Here is a 12938-nt window from a genome sequence, read left to right as displayed (position 1 = left end):
AACCGAGCGCCGATCCCGCTCAGGGGACGAACGGCTCGAGGTAGCTCGTCTGGCCCGTGAGGATCGGGACCTCGACGAGTGCGCCCTCGGCGTCTCCGGCCTGGAAGTACACGGGCATCGTGGCGCCCGGGATGGTGTCCATGTCGGGGAAGGGCAGCGGGTCGTTCTCGCCGTCCATACCGAGGCTGATCGGCGGGTTCACCGGAACGCGGAGCGTGATCTCGGTCTTGTCGGCGCCCTCGCCGTACGAGATGCGGACCGTGACCGGGGCGGTGCCCTCGTTGACGAAAGCGGCGAGGAAGTTGCCGTCGATCCCATCGTCGGAGACGATCAGGGCGTTGCGGACGGCGACGTCGCCGGTGTGGGCGCTGACGCCGTCGGCCGGAGCGTAGGGGATGAGCGTCGCCTGCGGTGAGATCAGGGCGCAGCCGGAAGTACCCACCAGAACGGCGGCCACAAGGGCCAGAGACGCGAGCCGACGGGATTTCACGGGTCCTCCAGGGAGATCGCAGACGTTGCATCCTCATTCTAGGGGGGTGCGCTCGGCCGCCGCTGCGGTGCGTGCACGGCGAACCTTAGCGTATGGCCCCTGTGGTATTCTGTAGGTTGCCGAAAGGACATAACTGCATGCTTTTTGAGGTTGGCGAAACGGTCGTTTACCCCCATCACGGGGCCGCGACGATCATCGAAGTCAAAGACCGGGTCATCAAGGGCGAGACCAAGAGATACCTGAAGCTCAACGTCACTCAGGGTGATCTCGTCATCGAGGTCCCGGCAGACAATGTCGATCTCGTCGGCGTTCGTGATGTCATCGGCAAAGAGGGTCTCGATCGGGTCTTCGAGGTGCTGCGCGCACCGTTCACCGAAGAGCCGACCAACTGGTCGCGCCGGTACAAGGCGAACCTCGAGAAGCTCGCTTCCGGGGATGTCATCAAGGTGAGCGAGGTCGTTCGTGACCTCTGGCGCCGCGACCAGGACCGCGGTCTGTCCGCGGGTGAGAAGCGGATGCTGGCCAAGGCTCGTCAGATTCTGATCTCTGAGCTGGCGCTCGCCGAGAAGACCGACGAAGAGCGCGCGGGTGTCGTGCTCGACGAGGTCCTCGCAAGCTAGGCTCCCGGCGTGGGTATCACGCCAACGCCGAGCATCGGCATCATCGTCGTTGCCGGCGGTTCGGGTACGCGCCTCGGTGCGAACGCACCGAAGGCGTTCGTCGGCATCGACGAGCATTCGATGCTGCGGCACGCCCTCCGGGGCGTGCTCGCGGCGGGTCCCGCGCAGGTGGTCATCGTGGCTCCTGCCGGGCGCGAGGGCGATGCGCTCACCGAGGCGCTGGCGGCATCCGAAGAAGCACCGCCGCTCGAGAGCGGGCGTCGTCGCGATCTGATCTCGGTCGTCACGGGTGGTGAGACGAGGCAGCGCTCGGTTGCCGCGGGTCTCGGCGCGCTCTGGGCCGATATCGAGATCGTGCTCGTCCATGACGCCGCGCGCGCGCTCACCCCACCCGATGTGTTCGAACGGGTCATCGAGGCCGTCGACCGGACCGGATCCGGCGTCGTTCCGACGTTGCCGGTCATCGACACCATCAAGCGCGTGGGTGCCGGCGTCGATTCCGGCGTCGTGGTCGAGGCCGTCGATCGAGCCGACCTCGCGGCGGCTCAGACCCCGCAGGGGTTCCCTCGCGCGATGCTCGACGCGTCGTACGCGACCGCCGATCAGGAGTACACCGACGACACGGCGCTCGTGGCCGCGGCAGGACATCCGATCGTCATCGTGCCGGGCGATCCGCTCGCTTTCAAGATCACCACCCCCGCAGACATGGATCGCGCGCGCGGACTGGTGGCGCCCCTCGCCCCTGCCCACGCCCGGTTCGATCGGGTCGCCCGGGGTCCGCGCGTCGGTGTCGGCACCGACGCGCACGCTTTCGCGGGTGCGGGGGACCTCTGGCTTGCAGGCCTGCACTGGCCTGGCGAACCCGGGCTCGCGGGACATTCGGATGGGGACGCGGTGGCGCACGCGATCGTCGATGCCCTGCTGTCCGCCGCCGGACTCGGCGACATCGGCATGCACTTCGGGGTCGACCGCCCGGATTTCGCGGGCGCCCACGCCGATGCTTTCCTCGCGCGGACCCGCGAGCTGCTGGGCAACGCCGGTTGGGCTGTCGGAAACGTCTCGGTGCAGGTGCAGGCGAATCGTCCGCGCTTCTCGGCACGACGCGCCGAGGCGGAGGCCGCGCTCTCCGACATCCTCGGGGCTCCCGTGTCGGTCGCCGCGACGACGACGGACGGGCTCGGTTTCACCGGACGTGGCGAGGGCGTGGCAGCCTTCGCCGTCGCTCTCGTCGTGCCGGTCTGAGTCGTCACGCCTCCACGGCGAAGGGCTTCGGATCCCGGGGCGCGCGAGAGCCCCACGCCAGGGTTGCGAGGCCGACCGCGAGCACGATGAGCCCCGCGACGGCGAGAACGCTCAGCCGCTCGCCGAGCACGGCGACGCCCAGGATGCTCGCGGTAAGTGGCTCACCGAGGGTCAGCGTCGCCGCGGTCGCCGCGGTCAGCCCGTTCAGTCCCCACGTGAACAGCACGTAGGCGACGGAGATCGTCCCGATGCCGAGCCACACGGCCATCACGAGGCCCGCGGGTTCGCCGAGCCACGCGAGGTCGACGAAGGGCAGCACGCAGGCGGAGAGCATCGCCGAGCCCGCTCCCATCGCGCCGACCACGGTGAACGGGTCCCACCCGTCATCCAGCAGTCTCCGCTGGGCGTTGGCGATGATGGCGAAGGTCGCGCCCGCGCCGACCGAGCCGAGGAATCCGAGGGGGTCGGTGCCGACGGCTCCCGCGGCATCCGTCCCGCCCCCCATGCCGAGGAGGGCGACGCCGACGGTGGAGAGCGCCGTTGCGAGCAGCCAGGCGCCGCTCGGACGGCGACGAGTCAGCGACCACTCGAGCACACCGGCCAGGATCGGCGCCGAGCCGAGCGCGATGACCGTTCCCACCGCCACGCCGTTGCGCGCCGTGCCGAGGAAGAACAGCGGCTGGTAGAGAGCGAGGCACAGACCCGTCAACGCCATGAGGGCAAGGGGTGCCGCGGTGAGGCGGGGCCGCGGCGGGACGGTGCCCCGCCGGTGCGCGCGGCGGGCGAGGGCGAAGGCGATCACCGCGAGGCCCGTCCCGCCGAGCACGAGGCGGACCGCTCCGACCGAGAGGGGGGTGGTGTTCTCGGGGCCGAGCGCCTGCGACGTGCCGGTCGTGCCGAACAGGACGGCCGCGGCGAGCACGGCGAGGACGGGAAGCACCCTCCAGTTCTACCGGAACCGAGATGCCCGGCGACGCCAGTGCATCGAACCGTCACGAAACGCTGCATCCGCTGTCCTGATCGAGCGTTTCGTGACAGCTCGATGCTCCGAACGCCCGCCGGTAGGGTTAGTGGGTGACTCTCCGGCTCTACGACACGAAGGCGCAGCAACTGCGCGACTTCGTGCCGAGCGAGCCCGGACGCGTGTCGATGTATGTGTGTGGCCCGACCGTGCAGTCGGGCCCCCACCTCGGGCACCTGCGCGGTGCGCTCGCTTTCGACGTGCTGCGCGGGTGGCTCGAGCACCGCGTCGGTGCCGTGACCTACGTCCGCAATGTCACCGACATCGACGACAAGGTGCTCGCGAACGCTACGCCCGACGAGACCTGGTGGGCGCTCGCGTACCGCATGGAGCGCGCGTTCTCGGACGCGTACTCCGCGATCGGCATCCGCCCGCCGACCTACGAACCGCGCGCGACGGCGTCGATCCCGCAGATGCAGGAACTGATCGCGCGGCTGATCGCCGGGGGACACGCGTACGCCGCCGAGGGCGACGTCTACTTCGATGTCCGTTCGTGGCCCGCGTACGGCGAGCTCACACGTCAGTCCCTCGACGCGATGGAGCCCGCGACCGACGCCGACCCGCGGGGCAAGCGCGATCCTCACGATTTCGCGCTGTGGAAGGGCGCCAAGGCGGGCGAGCCCGACAGTGCCAGCTGGGATTCTCCGTGGGGCGCGGGCCGTCCGGGTTGGCACATCGAGTGCTCCGCGATGTCACGCCGGTACCTCGGGCCCGAGTTCGACATCCACGGCGGCGGCCTCGATCTGCGTTTCCCGCATCACGAGAACGAGCTCGCGCAGTCGGCGGCCGCGGGTGACGCGTTCGCCCGGTACTGGGTGCACAACGGCCTCGTGACCGTCGACGGGCAGAAGATGTCCAAATCGCTCGGCAACTTCGTGCTCGCCGAAGACATCCTGCGCGCCTACGATCCGCTCGTTGTCCGCTATGCCCTGGTCGCGGCGCACTACCGGTCGAGCCTCGACATCACCGAGTCTTCGTTCGCCGAAGCGGCGTCGGCGCTCGAGCGAATCCGCACGTTCCTCGTGCGGCTGGCGCGCGCCAAGGGCGGAGAGTACGGATGGCTCGCCACCGACCTTCCCGACGCGTTCGTCGCCGCGATGGACGATGATCTGGGCGTTCCCGAGGCGCTCGCCGTGCTGCACGAGACCGTGCGTGCCGGCAACGCCGCGCTGGATGCCTCCGACGTGGATGCGGCGACGAACTCCGCCATCCACGTCCACACCATGGCCGGGATCCTCGGGATCGACCCGACATCCGAGCGGTGGCGGGGCCATTCGGACGGCGCGGAGGCCCGCGCATTGCATACTCTGGTCACGAGCCTGATCGACCAGCGCGCCCGTGCGCGCGCCGGCAAGGACTGGCCCGCGGCAGACCGGATCCGCGACGCCGTTGCGGCGGCCGGCATCACTCTCGAAGACACCTCAGACGGCACGCATTGGAGCATCGATGGCTAAGCCAGGACGGCCCGGCGCGAGCAGGGGCAAGAAGGGCCCGACGAAGGGCACGGGCGGAAAGAACAAGCGTTCGCTCGAAGGTCGTGGGCCGACGCCCAAGGCCGAGGACCGCGCGTGGCACCCGGCCGGTAAGCGCAAGGCGGCTGCGGAGCGCTTCGCCGCCGCCGGCGGCAAGGGGCGGCCGAGCTCGAACCCGAACACGGGGCGAGCGCCTCGCGCGAAGAAGGACGAAGAGACCGAGGTCGTGACGGGCCGTAATTCGGTCCTCGAGGCGCTGCGGGCGAAGATCCCCGCGACCGCTTTCTACATCGCCCAGCGCGTCGAGATGGACGACCGCGTCAAGGAGATGTTGTCGATCGCGACGAATCGCGAGATCCCGGTGCTCGAGGTCACGCGTCCCGAGCTCGACCGCATGGCGGGTTTCGACGGCGTGCACCAGGGCGTCGCGCTGAAGGTGCCCCCGTACGAGTACGGGCACCCGCAGGATCTGCTCGAGAAGGTCATCGAGGCGGGCAAGCTCCCGCTCTTCGTCGCACTCGACGGCATCACCGACCCCCGCAATCTGGGCGCGATCATCCGATCGACCGCTGCTTTCGGCGGGCACGGCATCATCCTCCCGCAGCGTCGTTCGGCGAGCGTCAACAGCGCCGCGTGGAAGACGAGCGCGGGAGCGGCGGCGCGCACCCCCGTCGTCGTCGCCCCGAACCTGACGTCGACGCTGAAGGATTTCAAGCGTCAGGGCGTCTTCGTGCTGGGGTTGGACGGTGGCGGGGATGTCTCGTTGCCCGCCCTCGAACTCGCCGACCGACCCATCGTCATCGTCGTCGGCAGCGAGGGCAAGGGGCTCTCGCGGCTGGTGGCCGAAACGTGCGACCAGATCGTGTCGATCCCCATCTCTGCCAGCACCGAATCGCTCAACGCCGGCATCGCCGCATCCGTCGCGCTTTACCAGGTGTCGACGCTGCGAGCATCCGTCGGCGACTGACCCACCCGTCCGCACGCTCTCGGAAGGATCTCGGATGTCTCGCATCGCCGTCATCGGAGGAACCGGCTACGCCGGTAGCCACATCGTCAACGAGGCGGTGAACCGGGGGCATACCGTGCTGTCGGTCGCGCGCACGGCACCCGCAGAGCGCGTCGCCGGGGTGACGTACATCGAGGGAACGCTGCTCGACGTGCCGGGTCTCGTGGCCGAGATCCAGGGCGCCGAGGTCGTCATCGTGACGGTTCCCGCGCGTGGCGCGATGTTGGGGTTGCTGCGTCCGGCCGTCGCCGAGCTCGTCGCGACGCTGCAGCCGGGCACGCGCATCGGCGTGATCGGTGGCGCGGGCGGCAGCCTGGTGGCGCCCGGCGGCCCGCGAGTGATCGACCTGCCGAGCTTCACCGAGGAGTACAAGCCGGAAGCCCTCGAGGCGATCGGCATTCTCGAAGATCTGCAGGCCGGAGACCCCTCGGTCGATTGGTTCTACGTGCATCCCGCGGGTGGCTTCGGGGTGTGGAACCCGGGTGAGCGAACGGGTGACTACCGCGATGGAGGCGAGGTCATCGTGACCGATGCGGCGGGCGACTCGTTCATCTCCGGCGCAGACCTCGCGGTCGCCGTGATCGACGAGGTGGAGTCTCCGAAGCACTCGCGCGAGCGTTTCACCGTCGGCTACTGACCGGGTGATCCGGGCAGCCCTTGATCAGACCGGGTCCTGATCAGACCAGGTCGCGCCAGTCGATCGCGTCGGCTTCGGCATCCGGCTCGATCTCGGCGTCGTCGTCGTCGATGATCGGGATCGCCAGCGTCTCGGTCGGCGGTCCCATGATCGTCGCCTCGTCGCGGCGGTGCCGCAGGACGTCGTTGATGTACGACGTCAGCGCTTCGGCGAGCGGCACCGACGACCCGCGCTCCTGCGACATGTACCACCTGTGCTCCAGCACCTGATGGAAGACCTCGGCGGGCTCGAGCTTGGCGCGCAGGTCGTAGGGAATGGCTTTGACGACCGGCTCGAAGACGCGGGTCAGCCACTCGTGGGCGACCATCTCTTCGTCGGCGCCGAGCCGCGAAACGCGGGCGCGGAACTCGTCGAGGTCGTTCAGCAGTCGCCGCGCCTGGTTCTCTTCGACATCGAGACCGGTCAGGCGGATCAGGCGTCGCTGGTGGTGCCCCGCGTCGACGACCTTGGGCTGGATCGAGACACGGGTGCCGTCGGGAGCCGCCTGAATCGACATCTCGCCGATGTCGAAGCCGAGCGCGTTCAGACGCTGCACCCGTTCGGTGAGGCGCCACGACTCCGCCGCCGAGAAACTCTCCTGGTCGGTCAGAGCCGCCCAGAGCGAGTGATACGACGAGAGGATGCCGTCGGCGATCTCGACGGCGTCGACCCCGCCCTCGAGTCGCCCGCCCGCCTCGAGGTCCATGATCTCGCCCGCGATGTTCGTGCGGGCGACATCGAGGTCGTGCTCGCGCTGGCCGAGCGTCAGCCCGCCCTCGTGCAGTTCACCGGTCTCGGCGTCGACGAGGTAGGCGGCGAAGGCGCCGGCGTCGCGGCGGAAGAGCGTGTTCGAGAGCGAAACGTCGCCCCAGAAGAACCCGACGTTGTGCAGGCGCACCAGCAGCACGGCGAGCGCATCAACCAGGCGGGTCGCGGTGTCGGGGCGCAGCACCTGGGTGAACAGGGCGCGATAGGGGAGCGAGAACTTCAGGTGCGCTGTCACCAGCGCTGCGGGAAGCGGCTCGCCCGAGGCATCCGTGCGTCCCGCGATCACGGCGACGCGGTCGACGCAGGGTACGTCGAGTCGGTGCAGGTTTCCGAGCATCTCGTACTCGCGACGCGCCATCTCGACCGTCGTCTCTTTGACGGCGACGACACGGCCCGACAGATTGGCGAAACGCACGAGGTGGCGCGAGAGCCCCTTGGGGAGCGACACGATCGTGCTGCTCGGCCACTCGGCGAGCGGCACCGACCACGGCAGTGTCAAGAGGCCCGGGTCGACCTCGCTCGCGGTGATGCTCAGGGCATCGCTCACGGTGACTCCTCGGCTCGGTTTCCTGTGGATGGTTTGGCTGTGGGCTCGCACGTCCCGAGCCCGAGAATGCGTGCGGCGCGGGCCCCCGAAGAGGACCCGCGCCGCACGAGGGTATTACGCGGAGACGACCGGCTTGTCGCTCAGGCGCTCGCCCGTGACGACGTCGAACACGTGCATGTGTCCGGGGACCGGCGCGAGCGTGACCGTCTCGCCGGCGTTCGGGTGGTTACGGCCGTCGACGCGGGCAACCAGGTCGGTGCGCTTGCCCAGCACGTCTGCGTGGCCGTAGAGGTATCCGTCGGCGCCGAGCTCTTCGACCAGGTCGACCGTGACCGACAGGCCCGAACCATCTGCCGGGCCGAGCACGACGTCCTCGGGCCGGACACCGATCGTGACCTCGCTGCCGTGGGCCCGGCTGAGGGTGTCGGCCTCGATACCGACGACCGAGCTGCCGAACTGCACGCCGCCCTCGGTGAGGGGAACCGTGAACAGGTTCATGGCGGGCGATCCGATGAATCCGGCGACGAAGACGTTCTTGGGCGTCTCGTACAGGTCGCGCGGCGTGCCGACCTGCTGCAGGATGCCGTCCTTCAGCACGGCGATGCGGTCGCCCATCGTGAGCGCCTCGGTCTGGTCGTGCGTGACGTACACCGTGGTGACGCCGAGGCGGCGCTGGAGCGAGGCGATCTGCGTGCGCGTCTGGACGCGGAGCTTGGCGTCGAGGTTCGACAGCGGCTCGTCCATGAGGAACACCTGGGGCTGACGGACGATGGCGCGACCCATTGCGACGCGCTGACGCTGGCCACCCGAGAGGGCCTTGGGCTTGCGGGTCAGGTACTGCTCGAGGTCGAGCAGCTTCGCCGCCTCGAGCACGCGGGCGGCGCGCTCGTCCTTGCCGACACCGGCGATCTTCAGGGCGAAGCCCATGTTCTCGGCCACCGTCATGTGCGGGTAGAGGGCGTAGTTCTGGAAGACCATCGCAATATCGCGATCCTTCGGCGGCACGTCGGTGACATCGCGGTCACCGATCAGGATGCGTCCCGAGTTGACCTCTTCGAGGCCCGCGAGCATACGCAGCGACGTGGACTTGCCGCAGCCCGAGGGGCCGACGAGAACGAGGAACTCGCCATCGGCGACATCCAGGCTCAGCTTGTCGACGGCGGGTCGCTCCCCGCCGGGGTACAGGCGGGTGGCGTTGTCGAACGTGACAGACGACATTGTTTTCTCCTTCACCGGCAGGTACGTGCCGGACGATCCGTAGTGAATGGAAGTGGCGGGGTTGAGCCGCCGCAGGCGCTTCTTCGGGCCCGCGGAAAGTATGACACAGCAAACGCGCGCCCGTCTGGGTGTTTCCCAGCCTGGCTGGCTAGCATCGGATACGGATGTCGCTCTACCCGCGCGTGTCCTACCCGGGAGCGCCCGATGCTCCCGGCCGAGTGATTCAGAGGTTCCATGTCGAGCGATGAGACGCCCAACGTCCCCGCACGCCGCGACCGCCGTGAGGCCGTGCGTGAGAAGGCGGCCGCGGTGCAGGCGCGCCAGCGCCGCGGGCGCGTCGCACGCATCGTCGTCGGCAGCGTCGTCGTGGCAGCGGTCGTGGTCGGCGCCGGCATCGCGGTGGCGTGGACGCTCGGCGAGTCCGCCTCGCAGCCGCAGCTCTCTCCCGATGTGCAGGACGACGGCATCACGGTCGACTCGATTCCGGCCAGCGTGCTGGCATCCTTCTCGGGCGGTGGCAGCAGCGCCGAAAACCCGCCCTCGGCCAGCGACGCGGCGCCCTCCGACGCGCCCGCTCCGGGCGCGTCCCCCGAACCGTCGTCCACCCAGCAGCCCCTGCAGATCGAGGTCTACGTCGACTATCTGTCGCAGGCATCCTCGGACTTCCAGCTCGCGAACTCCCAGCAGCTCTCGGAATGGGTCTCGGAGAGCGCGGCGACGATCTCGTACCACCCGGTCGCACTCCTGACGGGCAAGTCGAACGGAACGAAGTACTCGCTCCGTTCGGCGGGCGCCGCCGCATGTGTCGCCACCTACGCGCCGGACTCGTTCTTCGCGTTCAACCACAAACTGCTCGAGCAGCGCCCGGAGATCGACACCGACGGGCTCAGTGACGCCGACCTGGCCGTGCTCGCCCAGGCGGTGGGGGTCGAGAACCCCAAGCGCGTCACCCGGTGCATCGAGAACGCCAGCTTCGTGCCGTGGGTTCAGAAGGCCACGGCTCGCGCACTGGCCGAGCCCGTCGAGGGCACGGATGCTGCACTGACCGGCCCGAAGGTCTACGTCAACGGCAAGCCGTACAACGGCGACCTGACCGATGCGAAAGAGTTCGCGCAGTTCGTGCTGACCCTCGCGAGTGAGGCCTACTTCTCGACGCCGACCCCCACGCCGACGGTTGCCCCGACCACGACGCCATCACCGGCACCCTGACACCGAGTGCCCGCTACGCCGGATCGCGCTCACCGCGCGCCAGCGTCGTCGGTAGACTGGTGGACCTGCCGACTTGGCGCAATTGGTAGCGCACCTAACTTGTAATTAGGGGGTTACGGGTTCAAGTCCCGTAGTCGGCTCCAGTCAGAAACGCCCGGTCAGTCTACGAATCCCGACCGGGCGTCTCTGTGCCTTGCGCACGTCACCGGCGGCCGGGCTAGCTATTCGCTAGCTACCGCTCTGGATTGTGGGCGTTTCGAGGGTACGTGGGCGCGTCGGGAACAGTGCCGCAGCGGCCTCTGCATCCTCACGTGCGGACGACTCGACGGCGTGCCCGTAGAGGTCGCTCGTCAGGGCGATAGATGAGTGTCCGAGCCTGCGCTGGACGGCTGCGAGCCCGCGCCCGGATGCGAGCATGACGCTCGCGTGCAGGTGCCTCAGGCTGTGGAACGTGACGACGGGCAACGGTTCGCCGGTCAGCGTCTCGTCCGCGCGGATCGCAGCCAGTCGCGCGACCCCCATCGCGTGACTGCGGGCAAGGGTCGCCAGCTCGTCGGCGTTCTCGTCGTCACGGAGCGAACGAATCCGAAGCTCGGCATTGAATGCGCGGATGAGTCGGGGGAGTGCGCGTGTGAGCTGCTCAGGTGCGAGCGGTGAGCCGTCCTCGCGGGTCAGCACGAGCGCGGCTCCGTTCCGGTAGTCGGAGCCCCACAGCGCCGCCTCTGTGGCCTGCTGCACGTGGATGCCGCGGAGGACGCCAATCGTCCGTGCATCGAGCATCACCACGCGATGCTCGCCCGCCGCGGTCTTGGGTGCGGCCACGATTACGTCGCGACCAACCTGCACTGCCTGCTGAGCGACGACAATGCGCCCATCCTCCAGCGACACGTCGACCCAGCGGAGCCCTGCCAGCTCACCGCGACGTAGGCCCGTGGCTGCGGCGAGCCAGAAAGCGCCGGCCATGCGTTCGCCGCGCGCTTCCATCCAGTCGTGCAGCCGGGCGAACTGCTTCGGCTGGAGCATGACGCGGCGTTTCTTCGGCGCGCGCACGGCGTCACGTCGGCGCGTCGGGTCGTCCGCGATCATGCCGCGTCGGTAGGCGTCACGCAGCGCGCTCTGCAGGACGGCGAAGCACTGAGCGTGAGTCACGGCCCGGCCCGGGCGCGTGCGCCGCAGGTGCGTCTCGAGCGAGTCGAGCGTGTCGGCTGACACGTCGCGCAACCGCTCGTCCCCGATCGACTCGCGGATGATCGCCACGTATCGGCGGTACTCGCTGAGCGTCGTGGGGCGGAGCGCGTTAGACCCGCTCTCGCGACGCTCCAGCCATGAGTCAAGCCAGTCACCGAGCGACTGCCCGCGCTTGGCTGCTGCGGGGGCCCGGCGCAGCGTGTCGACGGCTTCAGCACGGGCGCGCGCCGCTGCGGTTCTGGAGCTGTATCCCGAGCCCGTGGACTGGACGCGGCGACCTGCGCGCATCGCGCTTGCGACGAACGCCCACGGGCAACCGCAGGCGGTGCGACCGTCCGGGCGTTCGCGATGCATGCAGCGCGAGCCGTGCTCTCGCGGGCAGCGGCAACGCTCGCCGCTGCATCCCGGCGTATGGGCCCGGTCGCAGTCGCAGGCCGTGTGTCGCTGGCTGACGCCGCCCCCAGTTCGTGCGCTCATTCTGTCTCCCCGTTCGTCGTCGGTCGTCTCGTCTTGGATGGGCGGCCGCGCTTGGCCTCCGGCAGGTTCGATCCCGGCAGCGACCTCGCGTGCTTGATCCAGTCATCCGCGGAATTGGGGCTGACATCGAACACGTCGGCGAGAACTCTCCGCGCAGGTTGCCCGTCCATCAGTGCTGCGCGAACGATGCGCAGCAGGGTCTCGTCGTCTGGGCGTCGAGAGGCGGGCCTGCCCGCGTATCCCTCCTGGCCGAATGAGGCGTCGAGTTGCGTCTGCTGGAACGCATACGCGAGGTTCGCCAGGTAGTTGCGTTGCATTGGGCGATCGCCGTTCGCGAGTGGGCCGCGCACGGCTGTCTCGGAGTAATGAATGCAAGCGGGTCGCCCCTCGAATAACTCCACGACGACCTCGTAAACGACGCCGGACCCGTCGGTGATGCGCACGGAGTCCCGCGACTCCCAGTGGGGTGCACGAGCTATGCGTGCGATGTTCGCGGCCTCCACGTCGGAGGACGGGTGCCCGCGCTCGGCGTCCGCGGCGGCAATCCAGTCGCTCGCCCTGTATGTCTTCCGACCTGTGAAGCTCAGGCCATCCCGATAGCCAGTGCGTGGGTCGAGTCGAATGCGGACCTGGCCCCGGCTCAGAGTCACTTTATTTACGGGCATAGACATAAATATACATGTTGTTTGCTTACGGACGCCAGAGGCAGACTATGGACATGGAGAACACTCGCCCCGGGCAACCGAAGACAGCCCTACTCGACCTGCTGAACCTGCCAGCGACGATCAACGTGCCCACTGCGGGCCGCATCGGATGGGGCCTGTCTCGAGCCCGCTCGTACGAGTTGGCAGCTCAAGACGCGTTCCCGTGCCCCGTCGTGAAGCTGGGGGAGAGGTTCTTCGTTCGGTCGTCCGACTTGCTGCGCAGCCTGGGGATCGACGTCGAGTTGGCGCTGGTCACCGCACAAGACCGAAGCGTCGCGGCCGCTCGCGACTCTGAGTAGG

At 68.8% G+C, this 12938-nt stretch carries 13 protein-coding genes and 1 tRNA gene; 8 read left to right on the top strand and 6 right to left on the bottom strand.

Annotated features, from left to right (window positions below):
- Window positions 1-19 precede the first annotated feature (19 nt).
- On the bottom strand, window positions 20-490 hold the full coding sequence (locus CGU35_RS11465) for a DNA modification methylase (protein ID WP_100811728.1): 471 nt from the start codon (window positions 488-490) through the stop codon (window positions 20-22).
- 137 nt (window positions 491-627) lie between these two features.
- On the opposite strand from CGU35_RS11465, the gene CGU35_RS11460 reads away from it, so the two are divergent.
- Both CGU35_RS11460 and ispD read left to right on the top strand, forming a co-directional pair.
- Window positions 628-1110: a CarD family transcriptional regulator gene (locus CGU35_RS11460; RefSeq protein ID WP_100811727.1), complete on the top strand. Its 483-nt coding sequence runs from the start codon at window positions 628-630 to the stop codon at window positions 1108-1110.
- 9 nt (window positions 1111-1119) lie between these two features.
- Complete coding sequence (ispD, locus tag CGU35_RS11455) at window positions 1120-2352, top strand: 2-C-methyl-D-erythritol 4-phosphate cytidylyltransferase (RefSeq protein WP_100811726.1); 1233 nt, start codon at window positions 1120-1122, stop codon at window positions 2350-2352.
- 4 nt (window positions 2353-2356) lie between these two features.
- Here the strand turns inward: ispD and CGU35_RS11450 are convergent, their stop codons facing one another.
- Complete coding sequence (locus CGU35_RS11450) at window positions 2357-3292, bottom strand: DMT family transporter (RefSeq protein ID WP_100811725.1); 936 nt, start codon at window positions 3290-3292, stop codon at window positions 2357-2359.
- 134 nt (window positions 3293-3426) lie between these two features.
- On the opposite strand from CGU35_RS11450, the gene cysS reads away from it, so the two are divergent.
- Genes cysS through CGU35_RS11435 form a run of 3 tightly spaced genes read left to right on the top strand, consistent with a single transcriptional unit; the run spans window position 3427 to window position 6488 of the window.
- A complete protein-coding gene (gene cysS, locus CGU35_RS11445; RefSeq protein ID WP_100811724.1) occupies window positions 3427-4827 on the top strand; it encodes a cysteine--tRNA ligase in 1401 nt (466 codons plus the stop codon).
- On the top strand, window positions 4820-5812 hold the full coding sequence (rlmB, locus tag CGU35_RS11440) for a 23S rRNA (guanosine(2251)-2'-O)-methyltransferase RlmB (protein ID WP_100811723.1): 993 nt from the start codon (window positions 4820-4822) through the stop codon (window positions 5810-5812). The genes cysS and rlmB overlap by 8 nt, the downstream gene beginning before the upstream one ends.
- A 34-nt stretch (window positions 5813-5846) precedes the next feature.
- The gene (locus CGU35_RS11435; RefSeq protein ID WP_100811722.1) at window positions 5847-6488 is read left to right on the top strand and encodes an NAD(P)-dependent oxidoreductase; all 642 of its coding nucleotides are present in this window, start codon (window positions 5847-5849) and stop codon (window positions 6486-6488) included.
- A 40-nt stretch (window positions 6489-6528) separates the two neighbouring features.
- On the opposite strand, the gene CGU35_RS11430 is transcribed toward CGU35_RS11435, so the two are convergent.
- Both CGU35_RS11430 and CGU35_RS11425 read right to left on the bottom strand, forming a co-directional pair.
- Complete coding sequence (locus CGU35_RS11430; protein WP_100811721.1) at window positions 6529-7842, bottom strand: DUF4032 domain-containing protein; 1314 nt, start codon at window positions 7840-7842, stop codon at window positions 6529-6531.
- A gap of 114 nt (window positions 7843-7956) precedes the next feature.
- Window positions 7957-9060 carry an ABC transporter ATP-binding protein gene (locus tag CGU35_RS11425; protein WP_100811720.1) on the bottom strand — a complete coding sequence of 368 codons (1104 nt, stop codon included), beginning with the start codon at window positions 9058-9060 and terminating at the stop codon, window positions 7957-7959.
- A gap of 234 nt (window positions 9061-9294) precedes the next feature.
- Between CGU35_RS11425 and CGU35_RS11420 the strand changes: the two genes are divergently transcribed.
- Entirely contained in the window at window positions 9295-10269 is a 975-nt protein-coding gene (locus CGU35_RS11420; protein WP_100811719.1) for a DsbA family protein, read from the top strand.
- A 67-nt stretch (window positions 10270-10336) separates the two neighbouring features.
- Window positions 10337-10412, top strand: a tRNA-Thr gene (locus tag CGU35_RS11415).
- Window positions 10413-10497: 85 nt separating this feature from the next.
- Here CGU35_RS11415 and CGU35_RS11410 read toward each other — a convergent pair.
- Window positions 10498-11811, bottom strand: a complete 1314-nt coding sequence (locus CGU35_RS11410; protein ID WP_198519576.1) for a tyrosine-type recombinase/integrase — start codon at window positions 11809-11811, stop codon at window positions 10498-10500.
- Between the two features lie 119 nt (window positions 11812-11930).
- Window positions 11931-12599 (bottom strand): hypothetical protein, encoded by a 669-nt coding sequence (locus CGU35_RS11405; RefSeq protein ID WP_157813953.1) that lies wholly within the window; start codon window positions 12597-12599, stop codon window positions 11931-11933.
- Between the two features lie 53 nt (window positions 12600-12652).
- Between CGU35_RS11405 and CGU35_RS11400 the strand changes: the two genes are divergently transcribed.
- Window positions 12653-12937 carry a hypothetical protein gene (locus CGU35_RS11400; RefSeq protein WP_157813952.1) on the top strand — a complete coding sequence of 95 codons (285 nt, stop codon included), beginning with the start codon at window positions 12653-12655 and terminating at the stop codon, window positions 12935-12937.
- Window position 12938: the final 1 nt, after the last annotated feature.

The sequence above is a fragment of the Microbacterium sp. BR1 genome (assembly GCF_002812725.1).
Lineage (GTDB): Bacteria > Actinomycetota > Actinomycetes > Actinomycetales > Microbacteriaceae > Microbacterium.
This window is presented reverse-complemented; position numbering and strand designations above follow the sequence as displayed.

Bases quoted from the DNA above. Each gene is read 5' to 3' on its own strand.
- CGU35_RS11460 (WP_100811727.1), top strand. From the start codon at position 628: ATGCTTTTTGAGGTTGGCGAAACGGTCGTTTACCCCCATCACGGGGCC.
- rlmB (WP_100811723.1), top strand. From the start codon at position 4,820: ATGGCTAAGCCAGGACGGCCCGGCGCGAGCAGGGGCAAGAAGGGCCCG.
- CGU35_RS11435 (WP_100811722.1), top strand. From the start codon at position 5,847: ATGTCTCGCATCGCCGTCATCGGAGGAACCGGCTACGCCGGTAGCCAC.
- CGU35_RS11425 (WP_100811720.1), bottom strand. From the start codon at position 9,060: ATGTCGTCTGTCACGTTCGACAACGCCACCCGCCTGTACCCCGGCGGG.
- CGU35_RS11420 (WP_100811719.1), top strand. From the start codon at position 9,295: ATGTCGAGCGATGAGACGCCCAACGTCCCCGCACGCCGCGACCGCCGT.
- CGU35_RS11410 (WP_198519576.1), bottom strand. From the start codon at position 11,811: ATGCATCGCGAACGCCCGGACGGTCGCACCGCCTGCGGTTGCCCGTGG.
- CGU35_RS11405 (WP_157813953.1), bottom strand. From the start codon at position 12,599: ATGCCCGTAAATAAAGTGACTCTGAGCCGGGGCCAGGTCCGCATTCGA.
- CGU35_RS11400 (WP_157813952.1), top strand. From the start codon at position 12,653: ATGGAGAACACTCGCCCCGGGCAACCGAAGACAGCCCTACTCGACCTG.